The organism is Clostridium mobile, from assembly GCF_018918285.1.
Taxonomy (GTDB): Bacteria; Bacillota; Clostridia; order Clostridiales; family Clostridiaceae; genus Clostridium_AW; species Clostridium_AW mobile.
Genome location: NZ_JAHLQF010000003.1, coordinates 731,724 through 752,007, shown reverse-complemented (window position 1 = coordinate 752,007; position 20,284 = coordinate 731,724). Strand labels below are relative to the sequence as shown.

General features: G+C 32.8%; 18 protein-coding genes, 1 pseudogene and 1 riboswitch. Of the genes and pseudogenes, 2 read left to right on the top strand and 17 right to left on the bottom strand.

The features are described 5' to 3' along the window. Positions 1 to 306: 306 nt before the first annotated feature. From KQI86_RS15250 to KQI86_RS15245, 3 genes and pseudogenes are all read right to left on the bottom strand, one after another. Entirely contained in the window at positions 307 to 633 is a 327-nt protein-coding gene (locus tag KQI86_RS15250) for a CGGC domain-containing protein (protein ID WP_216440203.1), read from the bottom strand. 58 nt (positions 634 to 691) lie between these two features. Then, a pseudogene (locus KQI86_RS20225) lies at positions 692 to 787 on the bottom strand (GNAT family N-acetyltransferase); the annotation flags it as partial. Between the two features lie 51 nt (positions 788 to 838). Further along, positions 839 to 1,693 carry an MBL fold metallo-hydrolase gene (locus KQI86_RS15245; protein WP_216440202.1) on the bottom strand — a complete coding sequence of 285 codons (855 nt, stop codon included), beginning with the start codon at positions 1,691 to 1,693 and terminating at the stop codon, positions 839 to 841. Between the two features lie 230 nt (positions 1,694 to 1,923). After that, positions 1,924 to 2,049, top strand: a riboswitch (cyclic di-AMP (ydaO/yuaA leader). 2 nt (positions 2,050 to 2,051) lie between these two features. On the opposite strand from KQI86_RS15245, the gene KQI86_RS15240 reads away from it, so the two are divergent. Beyond that, positions 2,052 to 2,828 (top strand): hypothetical protein, encoded by a 777-nt coding sequence (locus KQI86_RS15240; protein WP_216440201.1) that lies wholly within the window; start codon positions 2,052 to 2,054, stop codon positions 2,826 to 2,828. 105 nt (positions 2,829 to 2,933) lie between these two features. Here the strand turns inward: KQI86_RS15240 and KQI86_RS15235 are convergent, their stop codons facing one another. The 8 genes from KQI86_RS15235 to KQI86_RS15200 all read right to left on the bottom strand — a co-directional run bounded on the left by KQI86_RS15235 (position 2,934) and on the right by KQI86_RS15200 (position 11,267). Continuing rightward, the gene (locus KQI86_RS15235) at positions 2,934 to 3,887 is read right to left on the bottom strand and encodes a thiamine pyrophosphate-dependent enzyme (RefSeq protein ID WP_216440200.1); all 954 of its coding nucleotides are present in this window, start codon (positions 3,885 to 3,887) and stop codon (positions 2,934 to 2,936) included. A gap of 11 nt (positions 3,888 to 3,898) precedes the next feature. Continuing rightward, positions 3,899 to 5,089, bottom strand: a complete 1,191-nt coding sequence (locus KQI86_RS15230; protein WP_216440199.1) for a transketolase C-terminal domain-containing protein — start codon at positions 5,087 to 5,089, stop codon at positions 3,899 to 3,901. Positions 5,090 to 5,102: 13 nt separating this feature from the next. After that, positions 5,103 to 5,402, bottom strand: a complete 300-nt coding sequence (locus KQI86_RS15225; protein WP_216440198.1) for a 4Fe-4S binding protein — start codon at positions 5,400 to 5,402, stop codon at positions 5,103 to 5,105. Next, positions 5,395 to 5,979 (bottom strand): 2-oxoacid:acceptor oxidoreductase subunit gamma family protein, encoded by a 585-nt coding sequence (locus tag KQI86_RS15220; protein ID WP_216440197.1) that lies wholly within the window; start codon positions 5,977 to 5,979, stop codon positions 5,395 to 5,397. Before KQI86_RS15220 ends, KQI86_RS15225 begins: the two co-directional genes overlap by 8 nt. 33 nt (positions 5,980 to 6,012) lie before the next feature. After that, positions 6,013 to 7,365, bottom strand: a complete 1,353-nt coding sequence (locus KQI86_RS15215) for a Na+/H+ antiporter NhaC family protein (protein ID WP_216440196.1) — start codon at positions 7,363 to 7,365, stop codon at positions 6,013 to 6,015. Positions 7,366 to 7,428: 63 nt separating this feature from the next. Continuing rightward, positions 7,429 to 8,634 carry a methionine gamma-lyase gene (gene megL / locus KQI86_RS15210; RefSeq protein WP_216440195.1) on the bottom strand — a complete coding sequence of 402 codons (1,206 nt, stop codon included), beginning with the start codon at positions 8,632 to 8,634 and terminating at the stop codon, positions 7,429 to 7,431. Positions 8,635 to 8,837: 203 nt separating this feature from the next. Beyond that, complete coding sequence (locus tag KQI86_RS15205) at positions 8,838 to 10,400, bottom strand: sigma 54-interacting transcriptional regulator (RefSeq protein ID WP_216440194.1); 1,563 nt, start codon at positions 10,398 to 10,400, stop codon at positions 8,838 to 8,840. Positions 10,401 to 10,655: 255 nt separating this feature from the next. Next, on the bottom strand, positions 10,656 to 11,267 hold the full coding sequence (locus KQI86_RS15200) for a hypothetical protein (RefSeq protein WP_216440193.1): 612 nt from the start codon (positions 11,265 to 11,267) through the stop codon (positions 10,656 to 10,658). 303 nt (positions 11,268 to 11,570) lie between these two features. On the opposite strand from KQI86_RS15200, the gene KQI86_RS15195 reads away from it, so the two are divergent. Then, entirely contained in the window at positions 11,571 to 12,134 is a 564-nt protein-coding gene (locus tag KQI86_RS15195; RefSeq protein WP_216440192.1) for a hypothetical protein, read from the top strand. A 411-nt stretch (positions 12,135 to 12,545) separates the two neighbouring features. Here KQI86_RS15195 and KQI86_RS15190 read toward each other — a convergent pair whose 3' ends face one another. The 6 genes from KQI86_RS15190 to KQI86_RS15165 all read right to left on the bottom strand — a co-directional run bounded on the left by KQI86_RS15190 (position 12,546) and on the right by KQI86_RS15165 (position 20,281). After that, complete coding sequence (locus KQI86_RS15190) at positions 12,546 to 13,970, bottom strand: amino acid permease (protein WP_216440191.1); 1,425 nt, start codon at positions 13,968 to 13,970, stop codon at positions 12,546 to 12,548. Between the two features lie 98 nt (positions 13,971 to 14,068). Further along, the gene (gene ord, locus KQI86_RS15185; RefSeq protein ID WP_216440190.1) at positions 14,069 to 15,124 is read right to left on the bottom strand and encodes a 2,4-diaminopentanoate dehydrogenase; all 1,056 of its coding nucleotides are present in this window, start codon (positions 15,122 to 15,124) and stop codon (positions 14,069 to 14,071) included. Between the two features lie 44 nt (positions 15,125 to 15,168). After that, on the bottom strand, positions 15,169 to 16,266 hold the full coding sequence (gene orr / locus KQI86_RS15180) for an ornithine racemase Orr (RefSeq protein WP_216440189.1): 1,098 nt from the start codon (positions 16,264 to 16,266) through the stop codon (positions 15,169 to 15,171). A 28-nt stretch (positions 16,267 to 16,294) separates the two neighbouring features. Then, complete coding sequence (locus KQI86_RS15175; protein WP_216440188.1) at positions 16,295 to 17,662, bottom strand: GlmL-related ornithine degradation protein; 1,368 nt, start codon at positions 17,660 to 17,662, stop codon at positions 16,295 to 16,297. Positions 17,663 to 17,711: 49 nt separating this feature from the next. Further along, a complete protein-coding gene (gene oraE, locus KQI86_RS15170) occupies positions 17,712 to 19,916 on the bottom strand; it encodes a D-ornithine 4,5-aminomutase subunit OraE (RefSeq protein ID WP_216440187.1) in 2,205 nt (734 codons plus the stop codon). Continuing rightward, complete coding sequence (locus tag KQI86_RS15165; RefSeq protein ID WP_216440186.1) at positions 19,916 to 20,281, bottom strand: ornithine aminomutase subunit alpha; 366 nt, start codon at positions 20,279 to 20,281, stop codon at positions 19,916 to 19,918. The genes oraE and KQI86_RS15165 overlap by 1 nt, the downstream gene beginning before the upstream one ends. Between the last annotated feature and the right edge of the window lie 3 nt (positions 20,282 to 20,284).

Genomic DNA, 20,284 nt, shown 5'->3' with positions numbered 1-20,284 from the left:
AATTTATTATTCATTATTTGTTATTTATTATACATGATGCATCATACATCATCGACCATCTTTATTGTACAATGGAAAATATCGGATGTCAATATGAAAACGTTATTTTTTCTGATTATTTGTATTATTTAGATGATTAAGTATATTTCTATAATTATATTTAATCAAATATGAAATTTATATAAAAAAAACTTAATTCATAGCAAAATACTTATAAAAGTTGAGCTTTCACTACGAATTAAGTTTCTTTTCATCATTTATTCCTAGACTTTCAATCTTAATTTTTCAATTCTGACTCTTAATTTTTTAAAAATGACTTCCATGAACTATTTTAAAGCCTTCATTTTTTAGCATTTTTTCGTGCTTCTCATACTCATGACATTCTACTTTTGTACAAAGGGCCAAATGAACAGTATCTACATTATTATTCTTAAGTTGCTTTATTTTGTGTTCCCAGTCATCATCCTTCCCTATAGTCTGTCCACAACCACTGCAGTAGAAGAAGCTTCCAAGAAGTGGTTTGTTATCACCATACAGTTCAAAGGCATCCGTTGAATTATTGTACGCTTTAAAGCACCCTGTACCAGAGCACTTGCCAACTAATCTTCTACATGCCATTATTGCTATTACCATAATATACCCCTTTCTTTTTACACAATTATTATTTAAACCAAGTTAGGATAAATATATATCATTTATTGTGAAATAGTGCCATTCCTGTTTTCATTTTTTTAAAGTTCAACTTTTTATAAAAAACTTCTTTGTCAGGTGAAGCATATAATATAATATAATATAATATAATATAATATAATATTATATTAATATTATCTTTAATTCACTAAATATTTATTTTAGCTCCTGTACTTAAATATTCAACCTTATCTCCTAATTTTTCTTTTAATCGCGCATACCCATTTTCTCCTGTGCAGTGTCCTGTGTATACTTTTCCTATTCCTTCTTCAATAATTTTTTGAGATATATTGTCTATATACTCATCTTCCATGCATAAACCATCCCATTTACCTTCGATCATTAAATGAAAGCCTCCAACTATTCCTTTAATATTTTCCTCTGGGAACGCACTCTTAATAGTTTCTATAATATTGATTATTCCATTGTGCGCACATCCTGTAAATATTATAAGCCCATCTTCTACTTTAAAGACTAATATTAGTTCATGTTGAAAACTATCCTTGATAAATCGGGGCTCTTCCTCCTCACTCTTTTCTTCCATATAAAGATTATTATTCCCCTGTGGTAATGGGTATTCTTTTAATATATCTGTGACAATAAAAATATTTTTATCTATTTGGGTAAATCCATCTACAAACTGAAGCCTATTAAAGTTATCTTCAACTACGTCCTTGTTAAGTCCTATATATATCTTTTCACCATTTTTATCTAAATAGTAATCTTTAACGGCTTCCTTTTTTAAATATACCTCACCTAAATTATTACTGCTGAAAAAAGATAACAATCCTCCCCCGTGGTCAAGATGTCCGTGGGATAGTACAACCATATCCACCTTTTCAATGTTTACCCCCAGCTTTTCCCCATTACTTACAAAACTACCTGAACCTCCTGTGTCCAATAATATTTTTCTATCTCCGAATTCTATGTATATACATAATCCATGTTCACAAACTAACTCTTCATCTCTAGTGGTATTCTCCATAAGACCAATTATTTTCATTATATATCACCTCGTAACCTTATATTATAGTTTTATTATAATACATCTCATCACATATATTCACTGACCTTGAATTTTTTAAACAGGACAAATTTATCACTAAGGGAATTTTATAGGTAATTTAAATAGTAAAAATACTGAAATTAATTCATGAGGTAGAGTAAATTTCCAAAGAATATATTTCCGCTATCTTTTTTATTGTTCTTTGTTTATAATCATGAATTGTACAAGCTAATATTTTGCCGAATGCTATTATTTAGCAACGGGGGAAATATTTTAGGGGTGAATCTTTAAAAGTAGGGATACTCTCTTCCCAAACCCGTCAACTAACCTCGTAGGCACAGAGAGGAGAAATAAAATGAAAAATTTTTACGTGGCGCTATTTGCCGCTTTGTCTTTTGTGTTTGCTTCTTCAACGATGGCTACATATAAATTACAACCCACTCCCCCTTTAAGCCAGAAGGTAAGTCTTTCAGAAAAATCTAACACTATTCCAGAAGAGAAAAAACTAGAAGAAAAAGAGCCAGAAGAAAAGAACAATGTTAAAGTTGTTGTTCAAAATTCTTCTAGCGAAAATAATAATGTGGCTAGTAAAAGCCCTGAAAAGAAAGTATCTCCTTCTAGAGGTGGGACTAGCATAACAGGAAATAAAGTTGAAGAACCATCGAAATATGGTGAGTTACTAGACTGGTGGGAATCTGTTCAAAATATATTCCCTAATGGTTCTGTTGCACAAGTTACAGACTTGCAGACAGGTAAATCTTTTAATGTTAAAAGAACCTTTGGTACTAATCATGCCGATGCTGAAGCTTTAACCCCTTCTGATACAGATATAATAAAAAACATTTGGGGAGGTTTCACATGGGAAAGAAGACCGGTTATAGTAACTGTAAACGAGAAAAGAATTGCCGCTTCTATGGCAGCTATGCCACATGCAGGAGTTGATTCTGCACCAGCTGTAGCTACTGTTCAAAATCGTTCAGATGGCTATGGCACTGGTGAAAATCTTGATGCTGTTAAGAATAATGGTATGGATGGAGTTGTAGATATACACTTCTTGAATAGCACAAGACACAAAGATGGTCGTGAAGACCCTGATCATCAGCAGGCTATTTTAAGAGCTGCAGGTAAATAATATTCCCTAAATTTTACAGATATATATTTAACTAAAAAGGGATTTTGCACCGCAAAATCCCTTCTTTACTATTGAACTAAAAAACTACTCAATTAAAAACCAACCTTATTCTTCTTCCCCACAAAGGAACAATAATTTCTTCCATTTTCTATCTACTTCTTCTTGAGCCTTAGCAATTAAAGCTTTTCCTGCCTCTGACTTGAACAAGTGTTTAAATCTTCCCTGTGGCTTTAGCCATTCTTCAATTGGAAGTTTATTTTTAGGCTTATAGCTTAATTTAAATTCTCCGTTTACCACTTCATATAGTGGCCAGTAACAAGTTTCAACTGCTAATTTTATTAGTTCTAGTTCCGTTGCTGTATCACATCTCCATCCTCTTGGACATGGAGCTAATACGTTCATGAATTTAGCTCCCTTAAATTCATTTAGAGCTCTGTCAGCTTTATTATATAAATCCATAGTGTATCTTGTTCCAGGTATTACAGGAACTGTTTGTGCTACATATGGTAGATTGTGAGCTGCCATAATCATAGTTAAATCTTTTCCACCCTGTTTTTTACCTAAAGATTCACTTCCTTGAGGAGTTGTTGTAGTGTCTGCTCCTGCTGGAGTTGCAGAGGATCTTTGAATTCCTGTGTTCATGTATGCTCCGTTATCATAGCACACATATAGCATGTCATGTCCTCTTTCCATGGCACCGGATAATGACTGGAATCCTATATCATAGGTTCCACCATCTCCTCCAAAAGCGATAAATTTAAATTCTTCTTTTATTTGGCCCTTAGCTTTTAACACTTTATAAGCTGCTTCAGTTCCACTAATTGTAGCCGCTGCATTTTCAAAGGCTGTATGGATAAAGGAGTCCTTCCAAGCTGAGTAAGGGTATAAACTTGTGGAAACCTCTAAGCATCCTGTAGCATTAGATATAACTGCCTTATGCTCTGGTTTAACTGCCTTTAGTACCCACTTTGCAATCATAGGGGCTCCACATCCACCACACATTCTATGTCCACTAGTTATTCTATCTGGAATTTTAGTTAATTCTTTTAATGTAGCCATCCTTTACCCCCCTATTCCCTTAAACCTAAGTAGTTATATTTATTGTATTTTCCTGTTTCTAAAGCTTCTAATAAATCCATGTAAACACTTTCTAAGCTTTCCACTCTAACGTCTCTTCCCCCTAGTCCATAGATATAGCTCATTAATATTTTATCACTATATTTTCCATATAGAGAACCTGCTACATCCACATATAATGGTCCACCATTTCCTGATAAGCCTTCTGCCTTATCCATTACAGCTATGGCTTTAACGTTTTTAAGTGCTTCGCAAATTTCCTCTACTGGGAAAGGTCTATATAATCTTATTTTTAGCACTCCAGCTTTGATGCCTTTTTCTCTTAATTCATCTGCCACAGCTTTTGCTGTTCCAGCAGAGGAACCTATTATAACTAAAGCTACTTCAGCATCTTCTAATCTGTAAGCTTCAAACAATCCATATTTTCTTCCTGTTAACTCTTCATACTCTTTAGCTACTCTTAAAGCTACATCTTTAGCATTTAAAAGACCTTGTTTTTGCTGTCTTTTCATTTCCATATAATAGTTAGTAAGAACCATAGGGCCAACAGCTATACTCTTTTCTCCAAGCAGCCCCGCTCCTGTTCTTTTATTAATACCAACAAAGTCTGCAACTTCTTTATTATCCATAATAAATAAATTTTCTACAGAGTGGCTTGTTATAAATCCATCATAGCATACCATACCTGGAACCATAACTTCCTCGTCCTCTGCTATTTTTAATATTTGAATAGCGTTATCATAAGCTTCTTGGGTATTTTCAGAATACATTTGTATCCATCCTGTGTCTCTTGCTCCCATGGAATCTGAATGGTCGTTATGGATGTTAAGTGCTGGAGACATGGCTCTGTTTACTAGAGCCATTATAATTGGACATCTGTCCCCTGAAGCTATATGAAGCATTTCCCACATAAGTCCTAATCCATTTGATGATGTAGCAGTCATTACTCTAGCTCCTGCTGCTGAGGCTCCAATACATGCGCTCATAGCACTGTGCTCTGATTCCACCGCTACAAATTCTGCTTTACACTCGCCATTTGCAACGAAGGATGAAAAATACTGAGGTACTTCTGTTGATGGAGTTATAGGAAATGCTGGAAATACGTCTGGCCCCATCTGCATCATAGCTATTGCTACAGCTTCATTACCACTTAAACTTTTTCTTATTTGATTAGCTTTTGCCATATTCTCTTCCCTCCTATTCTTCATCAACCAGCTCTAGAGCTTTAAAATTACATTGTTCTACACATACTCCACAGCCTTTACAGTGATCATAATCTATGCTAGTCATTTTTCCATCCTCTACTATTATGGACATATCAGGACAAACTGCCCAACAAAACATACAATGCTTGCATTTATCTTCATACCAAATGGGTTTCATTGCTCTCCAGTCTCCAGTTTTAAAGTCTACTGCACTTCCTCCATCTAGAATTAATCCACCTCTTGGAATATCCATCCATGGAGATTCTGGAGTAACCTTCATTCTTTTATCCAATTCTAGTCACCTCCAAAAGTCCTCTTTTAAGTGCTTCCATATTTTTATCTATAACATGAGGTTTCGTTGCAAATTTGTGTTTAAAGGAATCTTCCATGTCCTCTACAAACTTTTTCTCATCTATAATTCCAATGATTTTAACTATAGCTGAAAGCATTGGAGTGTTTGGGAAATATGCTCCTAAGGTTTCTTCTGAGATGGTTCTTGCATCTATGGTATATATCTCCCCTTCATATCCTCCAAGTTCTTTTTTTATTACCTCTGGAGCCTTTCTAGTATTTATAATGATAGCTCCATCTTTTTTTAACCCTTTAATACATTCACCAGTTTTAAGCAAGGTTTCATCTACTACCACTACATAATCTGGCTCATAAATATTACTGTGAACTCTTAGTGGGTAGTTTGCTATTCTGTTATAAGCTGTAATTGGTGCTCCCATTCTTTCTGGTCCATATTCAGGAAATCCTTGAATATACATGCCAGCAGAAAAAGCAGCTTCAGCTAGTAGTAGGGAAGCAGTTTTAGCACCTTGTCCCCCACGACCATGCCAACGTATTTCAATTAACTTTTTGTCCATTGATTTACCTCCTCTGTCATTTATCTATTATCTCTATATATTTACTTCTTTTTTACTCCAATCCCAAGGGTTCTTCTTTATTAATCCATCAGCAAATGGAATGTACATAGATACGATTGCAGATATTCCAAGAAGCCATTGGTACCATAGCAGCGGCATTAGTTGGAACGGAGTAACTGTTCCCTTAGTAAAGCTTAGAAGTATTAGCATCTGAGCTCCATAAGGAATTACCCCCTGCATGATACAAGAAAATATGTCAAGCAGAGCTGCACTTCTTCTTGGGTCAACTTTATATTTATTACACATCTCCTTTGCTATAGGTCCATTAATTATTATAGCTACTGTATTATTAGCAACAGCTGCATCTGTCATTGCTACTAAAGCTCCAATTCCTATTTCCGCAGATCTTCTTCCCTTTACCATGCTTTGAATTTTATCCAATAGATATTGAATTCCTCCGGCTTTCGTAATCATATGGGCAAGGCCACCGGTAAACATGGATAATAAGAAGATTTCTATCATTCCTAAGAAACCATTAAATATTTCTTGAGAGAAAGTTATTACTGTAAGATTTCCGTAAGCTAATCCTATAACACCAGAAACTACTATTCCAAGTGTTAAAACAACAAAAACATTAACTCCGATTAAGGATAGAATTAAAACTAATAGGTATGGTAAGACTTTAATTATATTATAATCATAAGCTTGCATTGGTGGAATCACTTCTGGACGTCCAAATATTAATAATAAGATTATAGTTATTATAGCTGCAGGAGCCGCTATATATATATTTACTCTAAACTTATCCCTCATCTCGCAACCTTGGGTTCGAGTTGCAGCAATGGTGGTATCCGATATTACTGAAAGATTATCACCGAACATAGCTCCTCCCATTACCGCAGCTAAAACGAAAGGTAAGGAAAGTCCTGATTTTTCTGCAAGTCCTACAGCAATTGGTCCAATAGCTACAATTGAACCAACAGATGTTCCTGTGGATATAGATATAAAGCATGTTATTAAAAATAATCCAACGGCTATATACTGCGCAGGTATATAGGTAAGTCCTAAGTTAACAGTGGATTCTACTCCTCCTATAGCCTTGGATACACCAGCAAAGGCTCCTGCTAATAGATAGATTGTACACATTATAATAATATCTTTATTTCCACAACCTTCTAATAATGCGTCAAATTTTTCCTCAGCAGTTCCTTTTAAAATGAAAAATGCACTTATTATTCCACAGAAGATAGCTACAGGTGCTGGCAACTGATAGAAGGCCATCTCTACACCTTTAGCTTGCAATATTATCCCACTACCAAGATAAATAGCTACAAATACTAAGAAAGGTAGTAATGCCAGACCATTTGACGTTTTTTTATTTTCCATTACAATTCCCCCTATTTAATTTTATTGAACTCTATCCCCCATCCCCAAAGAAAAATAAAATTGTTATTTAACCACTAAATCTAATGCTGTCTTTAAATCTTCAATTATGTCTTCTACTGTTTCTAGTCCAATAGACAGCCTTACTAATCCGTCGCTAATTCCTGCTGCCATTCTTTCTTCTTTTGTATATGGTGAATGAGTCATTGATGCTGGATGCTGAATTAATGTTTCTGCATCTCCTAAACTTACAGCTAAACTAGCTAGTTTTACGTTGTTCATAACTATTCTTCCTTCTTCTAATCCCCCCTTTAACTCGAATGCAATCATAGCTCCTGGTAAAGCCATCTGCTTTTTAGCTATTTCATAATATTCAAAACTTTCTAAGCCTGGATAGTATACCTTTTCAATTGCTGGATGAGTCTCTAAAAACTCAGCTACTTTCATTGCATTTTGACAATGTCTTTCCATTCTAATTTCTAAAGTTTTCATACCTCTAATAACAAGGAATGCATCGAAAGGACTTAAAACCGCGCCAGTCATATCTTTTACTCCAAATAATCTTACTTGGTCTATAAATTCCTTTTTACCTACTGCAAAACCAGCAACAACATCTCCATGACCATTTAAGTATTTTGTAACTGAGTGTACTACTACGTCAGCTCCTAATTCTAATGGCCTTTGTATATAAGGAGTACAGAAAGTATTATCAACAAATACCATACATCCCTCTACTTCATGAGCTATTTGTGAAACTTTATTAATATCAGTAACCTTTAAATTTGGGTTAGCAGGAGTTTCTAAATAAACTACTTTAGTATTTGGTCTCATAGCATTTTTAACTTCTTCTAGATTACTAGTATCAACAAAAGTAACTTCTATACCATATCTAGTTAAACCATGACTTAGTAAAGCATAAGTGCATCCGTAAAGTGTATCGTCTGCCACCACATGATCCCCTGCCTTTAAAGCTGCCCATAAAGCTGATGATATAGCTCCCATACCAGATGCCGTAGCAACAGCTGCTTCTCCTCCTTCTAATATAGCAATTTTTTCTTCTAATTGATCCGTAGTTGGATTACCAAGTCTTGTATATATATGTCCACATTCTTCTCCAGCAAATCTTCTTCCACCCTGTTGTGCTGATTCAAATATAAAAGTAGAAGTTTGATATATAGGAGTACCTAGTGCACCATATTGTGAATCCTTTTTGTGTCCTCCGTGTACTGCTTTAGTTCCAAATCCCATGTTAGCCATATTCTCTTTATTCATAGCAAATCCCCCTTATTTTATTATATATATTTCACTGTATATTAGAGCAAATGCCATGCCAAGTTTTATAATATTACGACAATTTACCGCAATACACTGATATATAACAATTAGGTAGATTTAATTTAAATATTTAAAATCTTCTGTAAACGTTTTATTCCATTTTGCAATGTTTTGTGTAAAAAAATCTTTCCATGTGTAAATTATTCTTTCCACTCTATCCCATACTTATTTATCTTATTTATTACCGTTGTATGAGATACTCCTAGCTCTTTCGCCGCTTTTCTAAAAGTTTTGTTCTTTTTTAATGACTTAATAATAGCCTCTTTCTCTGCTATTTCGACTATATCCTTCAATTTTAAGTTTCCATTTTTTACTATATCATCTATCCTCTTAGGATTTTCATTAAAATGAATCATTAAATGCTCTTTCTTTAGCAATTCATCATTACATAAGTTCATAGCTCTTTCTACAACATTTTTAAGTTCTCTAACATTACCAGGCCAATTATATTTCATTAAATTATTTATAAACTCTAATTCCGCTCCTAATATATTTTTGTTAATCCTTTTATTTAGATCCTCGATAAAAAATGTAACTAGGCTTGGTATATCTTCTAAATGTTCCCTTAATGATGGTATATATATAGGAATAACATTTAATCTATAATAAAGATCTTCTCTAAATCTGCCTTGCTTCACCATTTCTTCTAAATCTCTGTTGGTAGCACAAACTATCCTAACGTCTATACTCTCTTCAATATTGCTTCCTACTTTTCTTATAACTCCTTCTTGAAGCGCCCTTAAAAGCTTAGCCTGTAATAATAAAGGAAGTTCTCCAATTTCATCTAAAAATAAAGTTCCTTCATGAGCTTCCTTAAAAAGCCCTTCCTTTGTAGTAAAAGCACCTGTAAAACTTCCCTTCTCGTATCCAAAAAGTTCACTTTCAATTAAATTATTTGGTAGAGCAGCACAGTTTACGGGAACAAATTTTTCATCTTTTCTATGACTAAGATTATGAATTGCTCTTGCAAATAATTCCTTTCCCGTACCACTTTGCCCTCTTAAAATAACCGTAGAATTGCTATTTGCAACAGCTCTTACCATTCCCTTTACTTTTTCAATAGATGAACTATTGCCTATAATATCTTTAAAAGCCCTGTTATCACTTGAAGAAACCACATTAGCAATTTCTATTACCTTTTTCACATCTCTAATGGAAGACACTACTCCAATATTATTATTGTTGTCATCCTTTACTGGCCTTATGGTGGTTAGATAATGGCTTTTACCTCTACCGTTTTCTAAATAAATTTCAATATTATCGTGTTTTTCTCCACTATTTATCAAATCTATCATAGGATTATTTTTTATTAAACTATTGATATCCTTTCCTATAATATCTTCCTTGGAATAATAAAATACATTTTCACAATAACTATTAAAAATTTCAACTTCTGAATTTTTATTTATATACATTATTCCATCATCTATTGAATCTATGATGGCAAGAAGCTTTCTTTGATATTTCTCATGTTCTAGTAATTCAATTCTATTGATCTGAAATACTCCTTTAATTTTAAATATATTTTCTTTTAATTCTTCAATTTTATTTTCATGTATATCCTTTACTTTCATACAAACTCTATTAGGAAATACTTCTACAGAAGTAAGATTAATATTTAATTTATATATTTTTTCTAAAATCTCCGACGTTATGCCAATTCTGTCAACAGCTAATATTTCTAATCGAATATATCTCTCCATCTTATCCCTCTTCCAAAATATGTTACTTAAATATAATGTATACTAAACTACGTTCAATATCAATATTTAAACGAAAGATTTATTATGGTAAAATATATAAAATGATTTTTAAATTAGAAATTTCATATTTAAAGATCTTTTTTGTTTAATATCAGTTTAATATCAATTTTAAATTAATATAAGTTTAAAAATTAAAGCTATGATAAGAACATAGTCTATCATAGCCTTAATTTCAAAATATGTAATTTTTATTTATTATGCCCCCCAAAATTCAACCAAAGGTAATAATCTTTGAAGATTTTCTTTAATTTCCATGCATTTCTTTTTACTTTCTATAAAAATCATTCCTTCACTATTATCCTTAAATATTATTTGTAAATGATATTCCCTTTTAAATGGAATGGAACTACCTACAGCTTTCATTGTAATAGTTTTTATAATTTTTATTTCATCTAATTTATATATTATAAAGTCTTTTTTATCAAAAGTAGACCTACATTTTACCATCCAATTATCAGTGATTGCCAAATAATTTTTATCATCTCCAAATTCAACCTTATACTTAGGTTCACCATACATTTCCCTATCAAAGGCTTCTACTTCTTCTGGGGTAGTAAGATATTTTTCTACACTTTCTCTTAAGCTTGGGTCACCTTTTTTCTTATTCATCTTTTTTCTTACCAAAAGTGCTACTATAGCAACTACTATAGCTGGTGATGTTACTTTTAAAGCTTCCAATGACCCTGTAGCCACTACAAGAGCTATTGCTATTCCACCTATTACTCCTAGTAGAATCAGGGGATTATTTTTTGTTTTCTCTTTCATCTCCTCTATATGTTCATCATGTTCGTCTAGCCATCTTGACATTTTGCTCCTCCTTATTTTTGAAACATTCTCAAGTAAAATAAATTTATTGTATTTTTGCTAGCAAATCCTAGCAAACCTTTTAATTATCGAAAACTTTATAAAAAACCTTATACTGCATCAAATAACTTTTCATATTTCTACCATAAATTTATATAACCCTTATACTTATCCTTTAAAAACACTTCATTATTTTAAAATATTATATAATTAAATTAAAAACTATTCTATTTTAATTATTGGAAAATTGTTCTATTTATGATATTATACACATCTATATATTTGCATATTGAGGGAGGACAAACTATGAAAAAATCAATTAAAATTCTGTTAGGTCTGGGCCTAATAGTAGTACTATTTTTAATAAACTCAGGATATTTTCGTGGTAAAGGCTATATTCCATTAGTTAAGATGGAAGATGCAACTATTGAAATTGGTACCACAACGGTTCAAGAAGTATTGGACAAAGGGTATACTTTAGAATATTCTAAGGCATTCGAACCAGTAAAAACTGTTCCAGGGAAAAAATATACTTCAATTCTATTTTCTTTTTCAAAAGACGGAAAAAACTATGGAACTTTTTCAATTGTCAATAACAGTGGTGAGGAAAAAAGAACAGAAGAATGTACAATTAGATCTATGAGATATTACTATACGAATCCAGAGGTTTACTATGATGGTGTAAGTATCGATGAACTAGTGCCAAAAGGTTTATCCCTAGATCAAATAAAAGAAAAATTAGGAGAACCTGAAAAGGAAGATGATTCTAAATTAAAGTATGAATCTAAAGGCGGATTATGTACTATAGAATATGAGTTTAAAGATGACAAAACATTAAAAACTGTAACTGTAGAAAAGAAATCTAAATAAAAATATATATTTATGGACAAACTATGCTTTAACATGTTTATAAATTTGTATTTTTTATAGTTTCATACATTATTTAATTTTGAAAATACATTTGTAAAACATAAAGGAGCTAAGTATATAATGGGAGGAACGCCTTTTTGTGAAGTGACGTCATTATGTACTTAGCTCCTCTTTTGGATACCACAATTATGTTTGTAGGAACTTATAATTGTGAAACAAATTTAGAGGTACAACAAATAAAAATGCTACATAATGTTTCTTATGCTGATTCGCTTCAATAAGAACTTCTAAAATAAATTAAGAATTTCTAGATTTTGCTCAAATGCATAGGGTACATTACATAGCATTTTTAAGTTTTGCACAATAAATAAGTATTTACTATAATTGAGAAAAGATTTGTAAAACTAAAGCTTACACCGTAATCTTACCTGTAACTGCTAATATTATCATAATTGCGGATATAATAAGCATAATAGCCATATATCCCTTTTCTCTACTTGTAACACTTTCATTTTTTTCTTTTTTACCTTTAATATATATAACTATTCCTGTGGAATACATAATAAATGCTAAACCTAAATATGCAATCCCTACGGCGTAGATAACATAAAGAGAATAAATAATTGATATTAAAGATATAACTTTTTCTTTTATACATCCCTTCTCATTTCTAAAAACTTTAAATGCAAACATTGAGGACATTAAATAAGGTAATAATATGTTGGTAGTTGCTATATGAGTTGCTACATAATATCCTTTTTGCAATGCCGGTGAAAGCAATGCAATTAAAAATATCTGTATAGCTGTTATGGTAAATAGCAAAGCATTAACTGGTACATTCTTTTCATTGGTCTTTTTAAACCATTGAGGCATTAAATCATCTTGAACAGCTGGCACATACAATATTTCAGTAGTTAATAAGTTCCAGCAAAGTAAAGCTCCAATGTTTGAAATTATAATACCTACCTTGATTATTACAGCACCTGCTTTTCCAAGGGATGTAGCTAATAAAACATCTGCCAATGGAGTTGTTGAATTAACTAAAACTTCAGCTGGTACAACGCCCATAGATAAAATCGATATAGCCACATAAAGTGCAGCTGTAATCAATAATGAAATTACTGTAGCTTTACCAACTAATTTCTGTGTTTCAGCTCTTTCTGATAATACTACTAAAGCTTCAACACCTACAAAACACCATAGAACTGTTCCCATGGCCCCACTTACCTGTTTTCCTATACTAGTGGCTTCCCCTGTGGATGCTAAAACATTTTGCCAATTAGGTACGTAAAATATCTCCCCTTTAAAAGCTAGTATTCCAAATATAATTACTAGAATCAAAGGTATAACTTTAGCAATGGTTATTATTACATTAAGTACTCCAGCCTCTTTTATTCCCCTTTTTATTATAAAATAATATGACCACAAGAGGGCGGAACCCAATATAAAGGTTATAACTGGAGGCATTTTATATTGTTCTCCAATTAAGCTATTAATAGTTTTAAAAATTAAAATAGTAAATGACACATTTCCTAAAAATGAACTCATCCAATATCCCCATGCACAGTTGAATCCTATAAATGGTCCATAACCTGCTCTAGCATAAGAATAAATTCCCCCTTTTAATTCCGGTCTCTTATTTGAAAGCATATTAAATACCAGTGCTAACATTATTACTCCAGATACCCCTATACCCCAAGCTATAAGTACAGCCTGTGGATTAGAATAAATAATTAAATCCGTTGGACTATTAAAAATTCCTGAGGCGATCATTGAGCCTATACCTAAAGCTATTAATAAACCTAGCCCAAGCTTTTTTTCACTATTTCCCTCCATTTTAATACCTCACATCCCCAATTCTTTATAATTTTTTATTTTAAAAAATGGTTACTTTTTAAAAGTAATTATCTAAAAAAGTAACCATTATAAATAAACTATTCTCTGTTATCTACTAATTCTCTAACATCACCGATTATAGCTCTTGGAACTGGTAAATCTAGCATGGTCTTTAATCCTGGTGTAGAATTCATTACAAGAGGTATCATATTTACGCATATAGCTATCGTAGCAATTCCTCCTGGTATTTCCGGTTTTATTTGAAGGTCTATGTTTGGATATCCTTTTATGGAAATATAATCTCCAGTATCTACATTTTCTAATTCTGGTCTTATCTGTTGAGGATGTTCCATTACAATAAATTCTTTATCTTCTAAGCTTGCATACCCTATTTGTCTGCATCCTGCCACATCTCCTGGATTAACTGAAACAATATCTGTGCTGCGAGGAACGTTTGTTAAAATTGCTTCTTTTTCCTGTCTAACATTATTAAACTTTACATTAAACGCTTCTTCAAACATTCCAAAGGATTGTAAGAACCCTACATGCCCTGCTACTGTATCATTTTTTACTCCTTCACTAAATTCTTCTGGCTTAAGCCCTATTCCTTGTTCAACCATAACTGCTTTTCCAAAACAAGCAAGATCATTTATTCTAGCTACATTTATTTTATCCACAGTATCACATACACCAGTTAACGCAATAACCATTAAATCCATGATGAATCCTGGATTCACACCTGTTCCTAATATTGATATATTATTTTCCTTAGCTATTCTATCCATTTCATCGGATAATTCTGGATCTAAAACTCTTGGATAGGCCATTTCTTCTGCTGTACTAACTATATCCATTCCCGCTTCTGCTGCCATTTTTATTGATGGAAATACCACTTTTGTAAAGGAAGCTGTAGCCATAACACAAACATCTGCAAACCCTTTTTTTATAACCTCTTCAGCCTTATTTGTAATCACACAACCATTGTCTTCATTTTCTTCTATCCCTAATATATCCCAAAGCTTTCTTCCAACTTTACTTGGATCTGTATCTATAGCTCCTACAATTGTAAATCCCTGTTTTCCTAATATCATTTTAGCAATGCCGCTTCCCATAGAACCTAATCCCCAAACTACAACTTTTATCTTTCTTTTCATATTAAACCCCTCCAAATAATTTATTTAACCGTTCAAATTTCTAATTAACAATTAACTAAGGAATACTCTGGTTGTTTTTCATAGTACTTTTTAACATAATTTGAAGTCATTGATGCAAGTACACAACCATAGTCCATTTTAAACTCCACAATGTCTCCTACTTTTAGTGGACTTGCACTGTCTGTAACGTCTAAAAGTAAATGATCACTACTGGCTCCAAAAATACTTATGTTTTTATCTAAAGGAAAAAGTCCATCTACTTTTATATCCTGTCTTCCCACTGCTACAATAGCCCTTTTTCTTATGCCTTTATCCTGAAAATGAGGCTTGTTTCCAAAGGCATCCATGCCTATCTTTCCTGTGGGAACTGTAGGTTTATCCTTTATTTCCACTATTTCACCTTTAAGTATAAAAGCATCATCATAGCAATTTGGTATTGGACCTCCAAAAGAAGTTTCACGTCCAAGTATAATTCCCTCTCCCACTCTCAGCTGATTAATTTCCTTAGGAATAGAGCCATTCATTACTAGATATAAACTGCTAGAGTTTCCCCCTGAAATAATAGGTAAATCCAATTTATAAAGATTTTTAATTTCACTCCTTAAGTTTACAAGTTTCATCAAGTTATCCCTATCAGGAATTACTCCTCCATAACAAGTTACATTAGTACCTAACCCTACTAATTTTATGTGCTGTAAATTCATTATCTCCTTAACTATGCCTAGCACATCTTTTATTAAAACGCCTTCTCTTAAATCACCTATATCTACCATTAAAATAATATTGTGAGTTCTGTTTACTTCTTTAGCTTTCTGAGATAATATTTTTATAGTTTTTAATTCAGAATTTAAACTAACATCACTATATTTAATTACCTGTTCTGCTTCACTTTCCATAGAAATTCTAAGCAACATTTTCTTGCAATTTATCTGCTCCATTTTCTTTAAATTTTGCACTCTAGAATCTCCAACATGAGTAAATCCTGCCTGAAGTAAAGCATTTATAATAGGAATCTCTGCGCAGAAAACCTTGGTTACTCCAACGACATCTATTCCTTTATTTTTACACATGGATAAAATTTGTTTTGCATTGTAAGTTATTTTTGACAAATCAACTTCCACACAGGGATACTGTTTTCTCATAACGAGACTCTCCTTTTTTTCTTTATTACTATAATTCTTCCATGTCTTTAGTTATCATCAAACTCTGTCTTAGTAATGCCTCAGCAGCTTCTTTATTCTCCCTACTTAAGACTCCTGCGCAGGCCATAATATAATCTTTATCTAAAAGCGCTTCAGCGCCTTTTCTTGGGAGCATTGTAACATCATCTCTCATGTATCTTATATTTAAAAGAGCTTCTTTGCCTACTGGTAATCTAGTCAGTGCTCCACCAGTGCCTATTATATATTTAACTTGTGATAAATCTTTTCCATAGGCTATAAATCCACTTTCCCCACCATATTTTCTCTTTATAGTTCCTACATGTCTATTTATTGCAACATCTAAAGCTTTTTTAGTTAATATACTACTAGCATTTATTTCATCACCTTCTGTAGGTATTGCTTTTATATGACTACTTATATATTCCTTTTTAAAATTTCCTAAATCTCTAATATTCAATATGTCTATAATATTTTTACTGTTTATAAATACTCCAATATCTCCTTCTACGGTTCTTTTTGCCTTTGGTTCAGGATTTACAAGCATATCTAAAACTACCGCGCTGCCCTCTGTAACAGAATGTACGTCTGTGGTAGCTCCCCCTACATCTAGAACTACTAAATCTCCTATCATATCATAAAGAATTTTTGCACTTTCCATAACAGCTCCAGGAGTAGGAATTATGCTTCCGTCTACCATTTCCTTTATTTTATTCATTCCTGGAGCTTTTACAATATTTCTTTCAAAAGCTTCTTGTATTACCTTCCTAGCTGGTTCTACATTTAATTCATCTATACTTGGATAAACATTGTCAATAATATATAATTCCTGATCCTTAAATATATCTTTTATTTCTTCTCTATTTTCAATGTTTCCACAATATACTATGGGTACGTTAAATTTTTCCTTACTTATAATCTCTGCATTATAAAGGGACGTTTCTCTTTCTCCATAATCCGTTCCCCCTGCAATCATTATCATGTTGGGATTTATTTCATGTATCATCTTTATATCACTTTTTCTCATCTTTCCTGATGTAACCATTTTTATTATGCCACCAGCACCTAATGCAGCTTCTTTTGCAGCTTTAACAGTCATTCTCTCCATAAGTCCATGAACTGTTATTTTAAGTCCTCCTGCTGCACTACTAGTTGCAAGCATCTTACCCCAAGTGATTGGCTCACCTACTTGATTTTCAATGTCTTTAACAGCATTTTTAAGTCCTATAGTTACATCTCCATCTAGTACTGTAGTACAACTCTTTCCTTGAAAAGCAGCTTCCACAAATATGCTTTTGTCTTTCTTAATCTTCACATTAAAAGCTGTTACCAATGTGGTAGTACTCCCTATCTCTGCTACTAAATAATCAACTTTCATAAAATCCCCCTGTTTATACAATTCTTAATTGTACATCACCTACATAGCTTTATTCATCTTCCTCTGTGTTAACTCCCATGAGTTTTTTAATTATGAATGATGCAACATCTGTACCGTTAGAACCTCTTCCAAAACCAACATCCATTCCATTTGCTCTTGCTATTTCGTCTGTTACTTGAGTTCCACCAGATGCAAGTATTAACTTATCTCTTACCCCTTTTTCTATACACAAATCATTTAACTTTTGCATATTCTTTGTGTGTACATCATTGTGAGTAATTATAGTACTACATAATATTGCCTGAGCTTTTGACTCTATAGCTGCATCTACAAGCTTTTCTACTGGACATGAAGTTCCAAGATATACTGCTTCAACACCAAATTTTTCAACGCCTCCATGCTTAATATCAATAACTTCTCTTAATCCAACAGAATGCTCATCTTCTCCTACTGTTGCGGCAACAACTTTTATTGGATTTTTCTTTACATAATCTCTCATTATATCATCAGGTAAAACTTTTCTTCTCTTTGGTAGAACCAATTCATCACGTATTACAGGAGTAAAATCACAAACTCCCTTAATTTCAACTAAAGTTCCTTCAGACATTTGTAATACCTGCTTATGAATAATCTCTACATCTTTTAGATTCATTCTCTTTCCTATTTCCAATGCAGCTGCTTCACTTATCTGTTCATTTTCCGGTAAGAATAGAGTAACCTTCAAATATCCATCCTTACTCCACTGAACTTCTGGCACTACTGTACCATCTTCCTTAACTTTTTCCATTCTATTAAATACATTGTCATTCTCATCAAGTTCATCTATATACTTGATTTTTGAATGATTACATAATGTACATTCATTTATAGCATCACATGACTTTTTATATTCCTTTGCTACATTGTTATATCCAAAATGTCCACAAACTGGAGCAAAATAATCTTCTTCTCTTTTTACTATAGTGTCCACAGCATCTCCGCCGTCCATCTTTCTTGCAATTCCGTCTCCATTCCTTTCTGGATATAAACCTGAATCTACGAAAAATCCTTGGTCTACTGCTTTAAAGTATCCACCAGCTTCAATCATTTCCTCTAGGAACAAAATAGCTCTTTCCTTTATTTCTCTTACCTTTTCTGGTAAATATCCTGTTTTCTTTAGCTCTACCATATCCATTAATCCGTCCATACTTACAAATGCCTGTTTAGCTGTATTTATAGCATGTATATTGTTATAGTGCCATGGAACGTTTTTGCCTTCATCTGGAGTTATAGTACTTTGAATATGAGCGGAGGTTAGTTCTGATATTAATAAATTTAATGTATGTCCAACCGTAGCTTCCCTTTCACAGGATTCTATATACTTAGTGTTCATTTGAGCTCTCATTTTATATCTATCAAATAGCTGTCTTAAAACAACTGCATAAGGTAAATCATATCTCATACAAGGAGCTGGGGCAGATGTAGGTGGTACCGTAGATAGTGCAATATTTTCTGGTTTCATACCTACCATCTCTGAGAATTTAGAGTTTATAGCATGTTGAACCATAAGCTCTGGCATTACATTATAACCTTTCATAGCTGTTGCATTAGCATTATGTGCTCCATCTATTTGTAACATATCTACTGAAGCCATTATGCCTTTAGCCACAGCAGCATCCACAAAAGATCTAAACATATTTACATTTCTATAAAGTATATTGTACTGAGGATCTTGGTGCGCTCCATTTACTCCTTCTTCCGCAAACATAACGGCTATATCCGGTCCTGCAACACCCGAAACATAGGAATGGAAATTAATTTTTCTTCCTACTTCCTCTTCTATTAAATCTATAGCTTTTCTTGTAGCTCTTACCTGTTTTCTAGTAATAGGAACTCCTCCTACCCCTTCTGGTGTTCCTTCTATCAATCCATCAAAGTGACTTTGTCCAGCTGTTCTTATAACCATCAAATGATCTGCACCATGCCAGGCAGCCATTCTCATTCTTCTCAAATCATCTTCAAATCTTCCTGAAGCTATTTCTGTAGTGATAACTGGCAATGGTTGAGGATCTATATTATTAAAACTTCTAGCTGCTGGTAATGGTTGGCTATTTTTTAATGGCTGTGATATTTCTTTATAAGTAAATTCCCCCATTTCTCCTTCTGGATAAGCTTCTCTCCAATGCCATCCTCTCCATTTTGGTTCATATATATCTAAATCCTTTAATATTTCTTCCACATCTATTTTTTTATTAGCATATAACTTTTCAGCCATTATTTATCACCGCCTTTCATGTTTTCCACAATTAAATCCCAACCTATTCCACTAGCTAATTCTTTTCCCGCCTCTAAATAATCTTTATTTTTTAATTTCCCATAAGTTAAAACTACATTTCCTATACCTTTTCCAAGAAGATTCCATTTAGTGCCATAGTCCACTATAGGCTTAGCTTCAAGACTTGAAAATCCCATTCTTAAAAGTACTGAACGCTCAATAGCTGGAGATGTATGTGTATATGATAAATCTACTAATGGTTTTACAATTTGTTCAGTAAGGCTCCAAAATCTTTCATATAGCTGTTCATCTGTTAAATCTTTTAAATGCTGTCTTCTATTTTCGTAATCATCTTGTCTTTTCATAAA

Excerpts from the sequence above, each read along its gene's own strand:
- KQI86_RS15250 (WP_216440203.1), bottom strand. The coding sequence starts at position 633 with ATGGTAATAGCAATAATGGCATGTAGAAGATTAGTTGGCAAGTGCTCT.
- KQI86_RS15245 (WP_216440202.1), bottom strand. The coding sequence starts at position 1,693 with ATGAAAATAATTGGTCTTATGGAGAATACCACTAGAGATGAAGAGTTA.
- KQI86_RS15240 (WP_216440201.1), top strand. The coding sequence starts at position 2,052 with ATGAAAAATTTTTACGTGGCGCTATTTGCCGCTTTGTCTTTTGTGTTT.
- KQI86_RS15235 (WP_216440200.1), bottom strand. The coding sequence starts at position 3,887 with ATGGCTACATTAAAAGAATTAACTAAAATTCCAGATAGAATAACTAGT.
- KQI86_RS15230 (WP_216440199.1), bottom strand. The coding sequence starts at position 5,089 with ATGGCAAAAGCTAATCAAATAAGAAAAAGTTTAAGTGGTAATGAAGCT.
- KQI86_RS15220 (WP_216440197.1), bottom strand. The coding sequence starts at position 5,979 with ATGGACAAAAAGTTAATTGAAATACGTTGGCATGGTCGTGGGGGACAA.
- KQI86_RS15215 (WP_216440196.1), bottom strand. The coding sequence starts at position 7,365 with ATGGAAAATAAAAAAACGTCAAATGGTCTGGCATTACTACCTTTCTTA.
- megL (WP_216440195.1), bottom strand. The coding sequence starts at position 8,634 with ATGAATAAAGAGAATATGGCTAACATGGGATTTGGAACTAAAGCAGTA.
- KQI86_RS15205 (WP_216440194.1), bottom strand. The coding sequence starts at position 10,400 with ATGGAGAGATATATTCGATTAGAAATATTAGCTGTTGACAGAATTGGC.
- KQI86_RS15200 (WP_216440193.1), bottom strand. The coding sequence starts at position 11,267 with ATGTCAAGATGGCTAGACGAACATGATGAACATATAGAGGAGATGAAA.
- KQI86_RS15195 (WP_216440192.1), top strand. The coding sequence starts at position 11,571 with ATGAAAAAATCAATTAAAATTCTGTTAGGTCTGGGCCTAATAGTAGTA.
- KQI86_RS15190 (WP_216440191.1), bottom strand. The coding sequence starts at position 13,970 with ATGGAGGGAAATAGTGAAAAAAAGCTTGGGCTAGGTTTATTAATAGCT.
- ord (WP_216440190.1), bottom strand. The coding sequence starts at position 15,124 with ATGAAAAGAAAGATAAAAGTTGTAGTTTGGGGATTAGGTTCTATGGGA.
- orr (WP_216440189.1), bottom strand. The coding sequence starts at position 16,266 with ATGAGAAAACAGTATCCCTGTGTGGAAGTTGATTTGTCAAAAATAACT.
- KQI86_RS15175 (WP_216440188.1), bottom strand. The coding sequence starts at position 17,662 with ATGAAAGTTGATTATTTAGTAGCAGAGATAGGGAGTACTACCACATTG.
- oraE (WP_216440187.1), bottom strand. The coding sequence starts at position 19,916 with ATGGCTGAAAAGTTATATGCTAATAAAAAAATAGATGTGGAAGAAATA.
- KQI86_RS15165 (WP_216440186.1), bottom strand. The coding sequence starts at position 20,281 with ATGAAAAGACAAGATGATTACGAAAATAGAAGACAGCATTTAAAAGAT.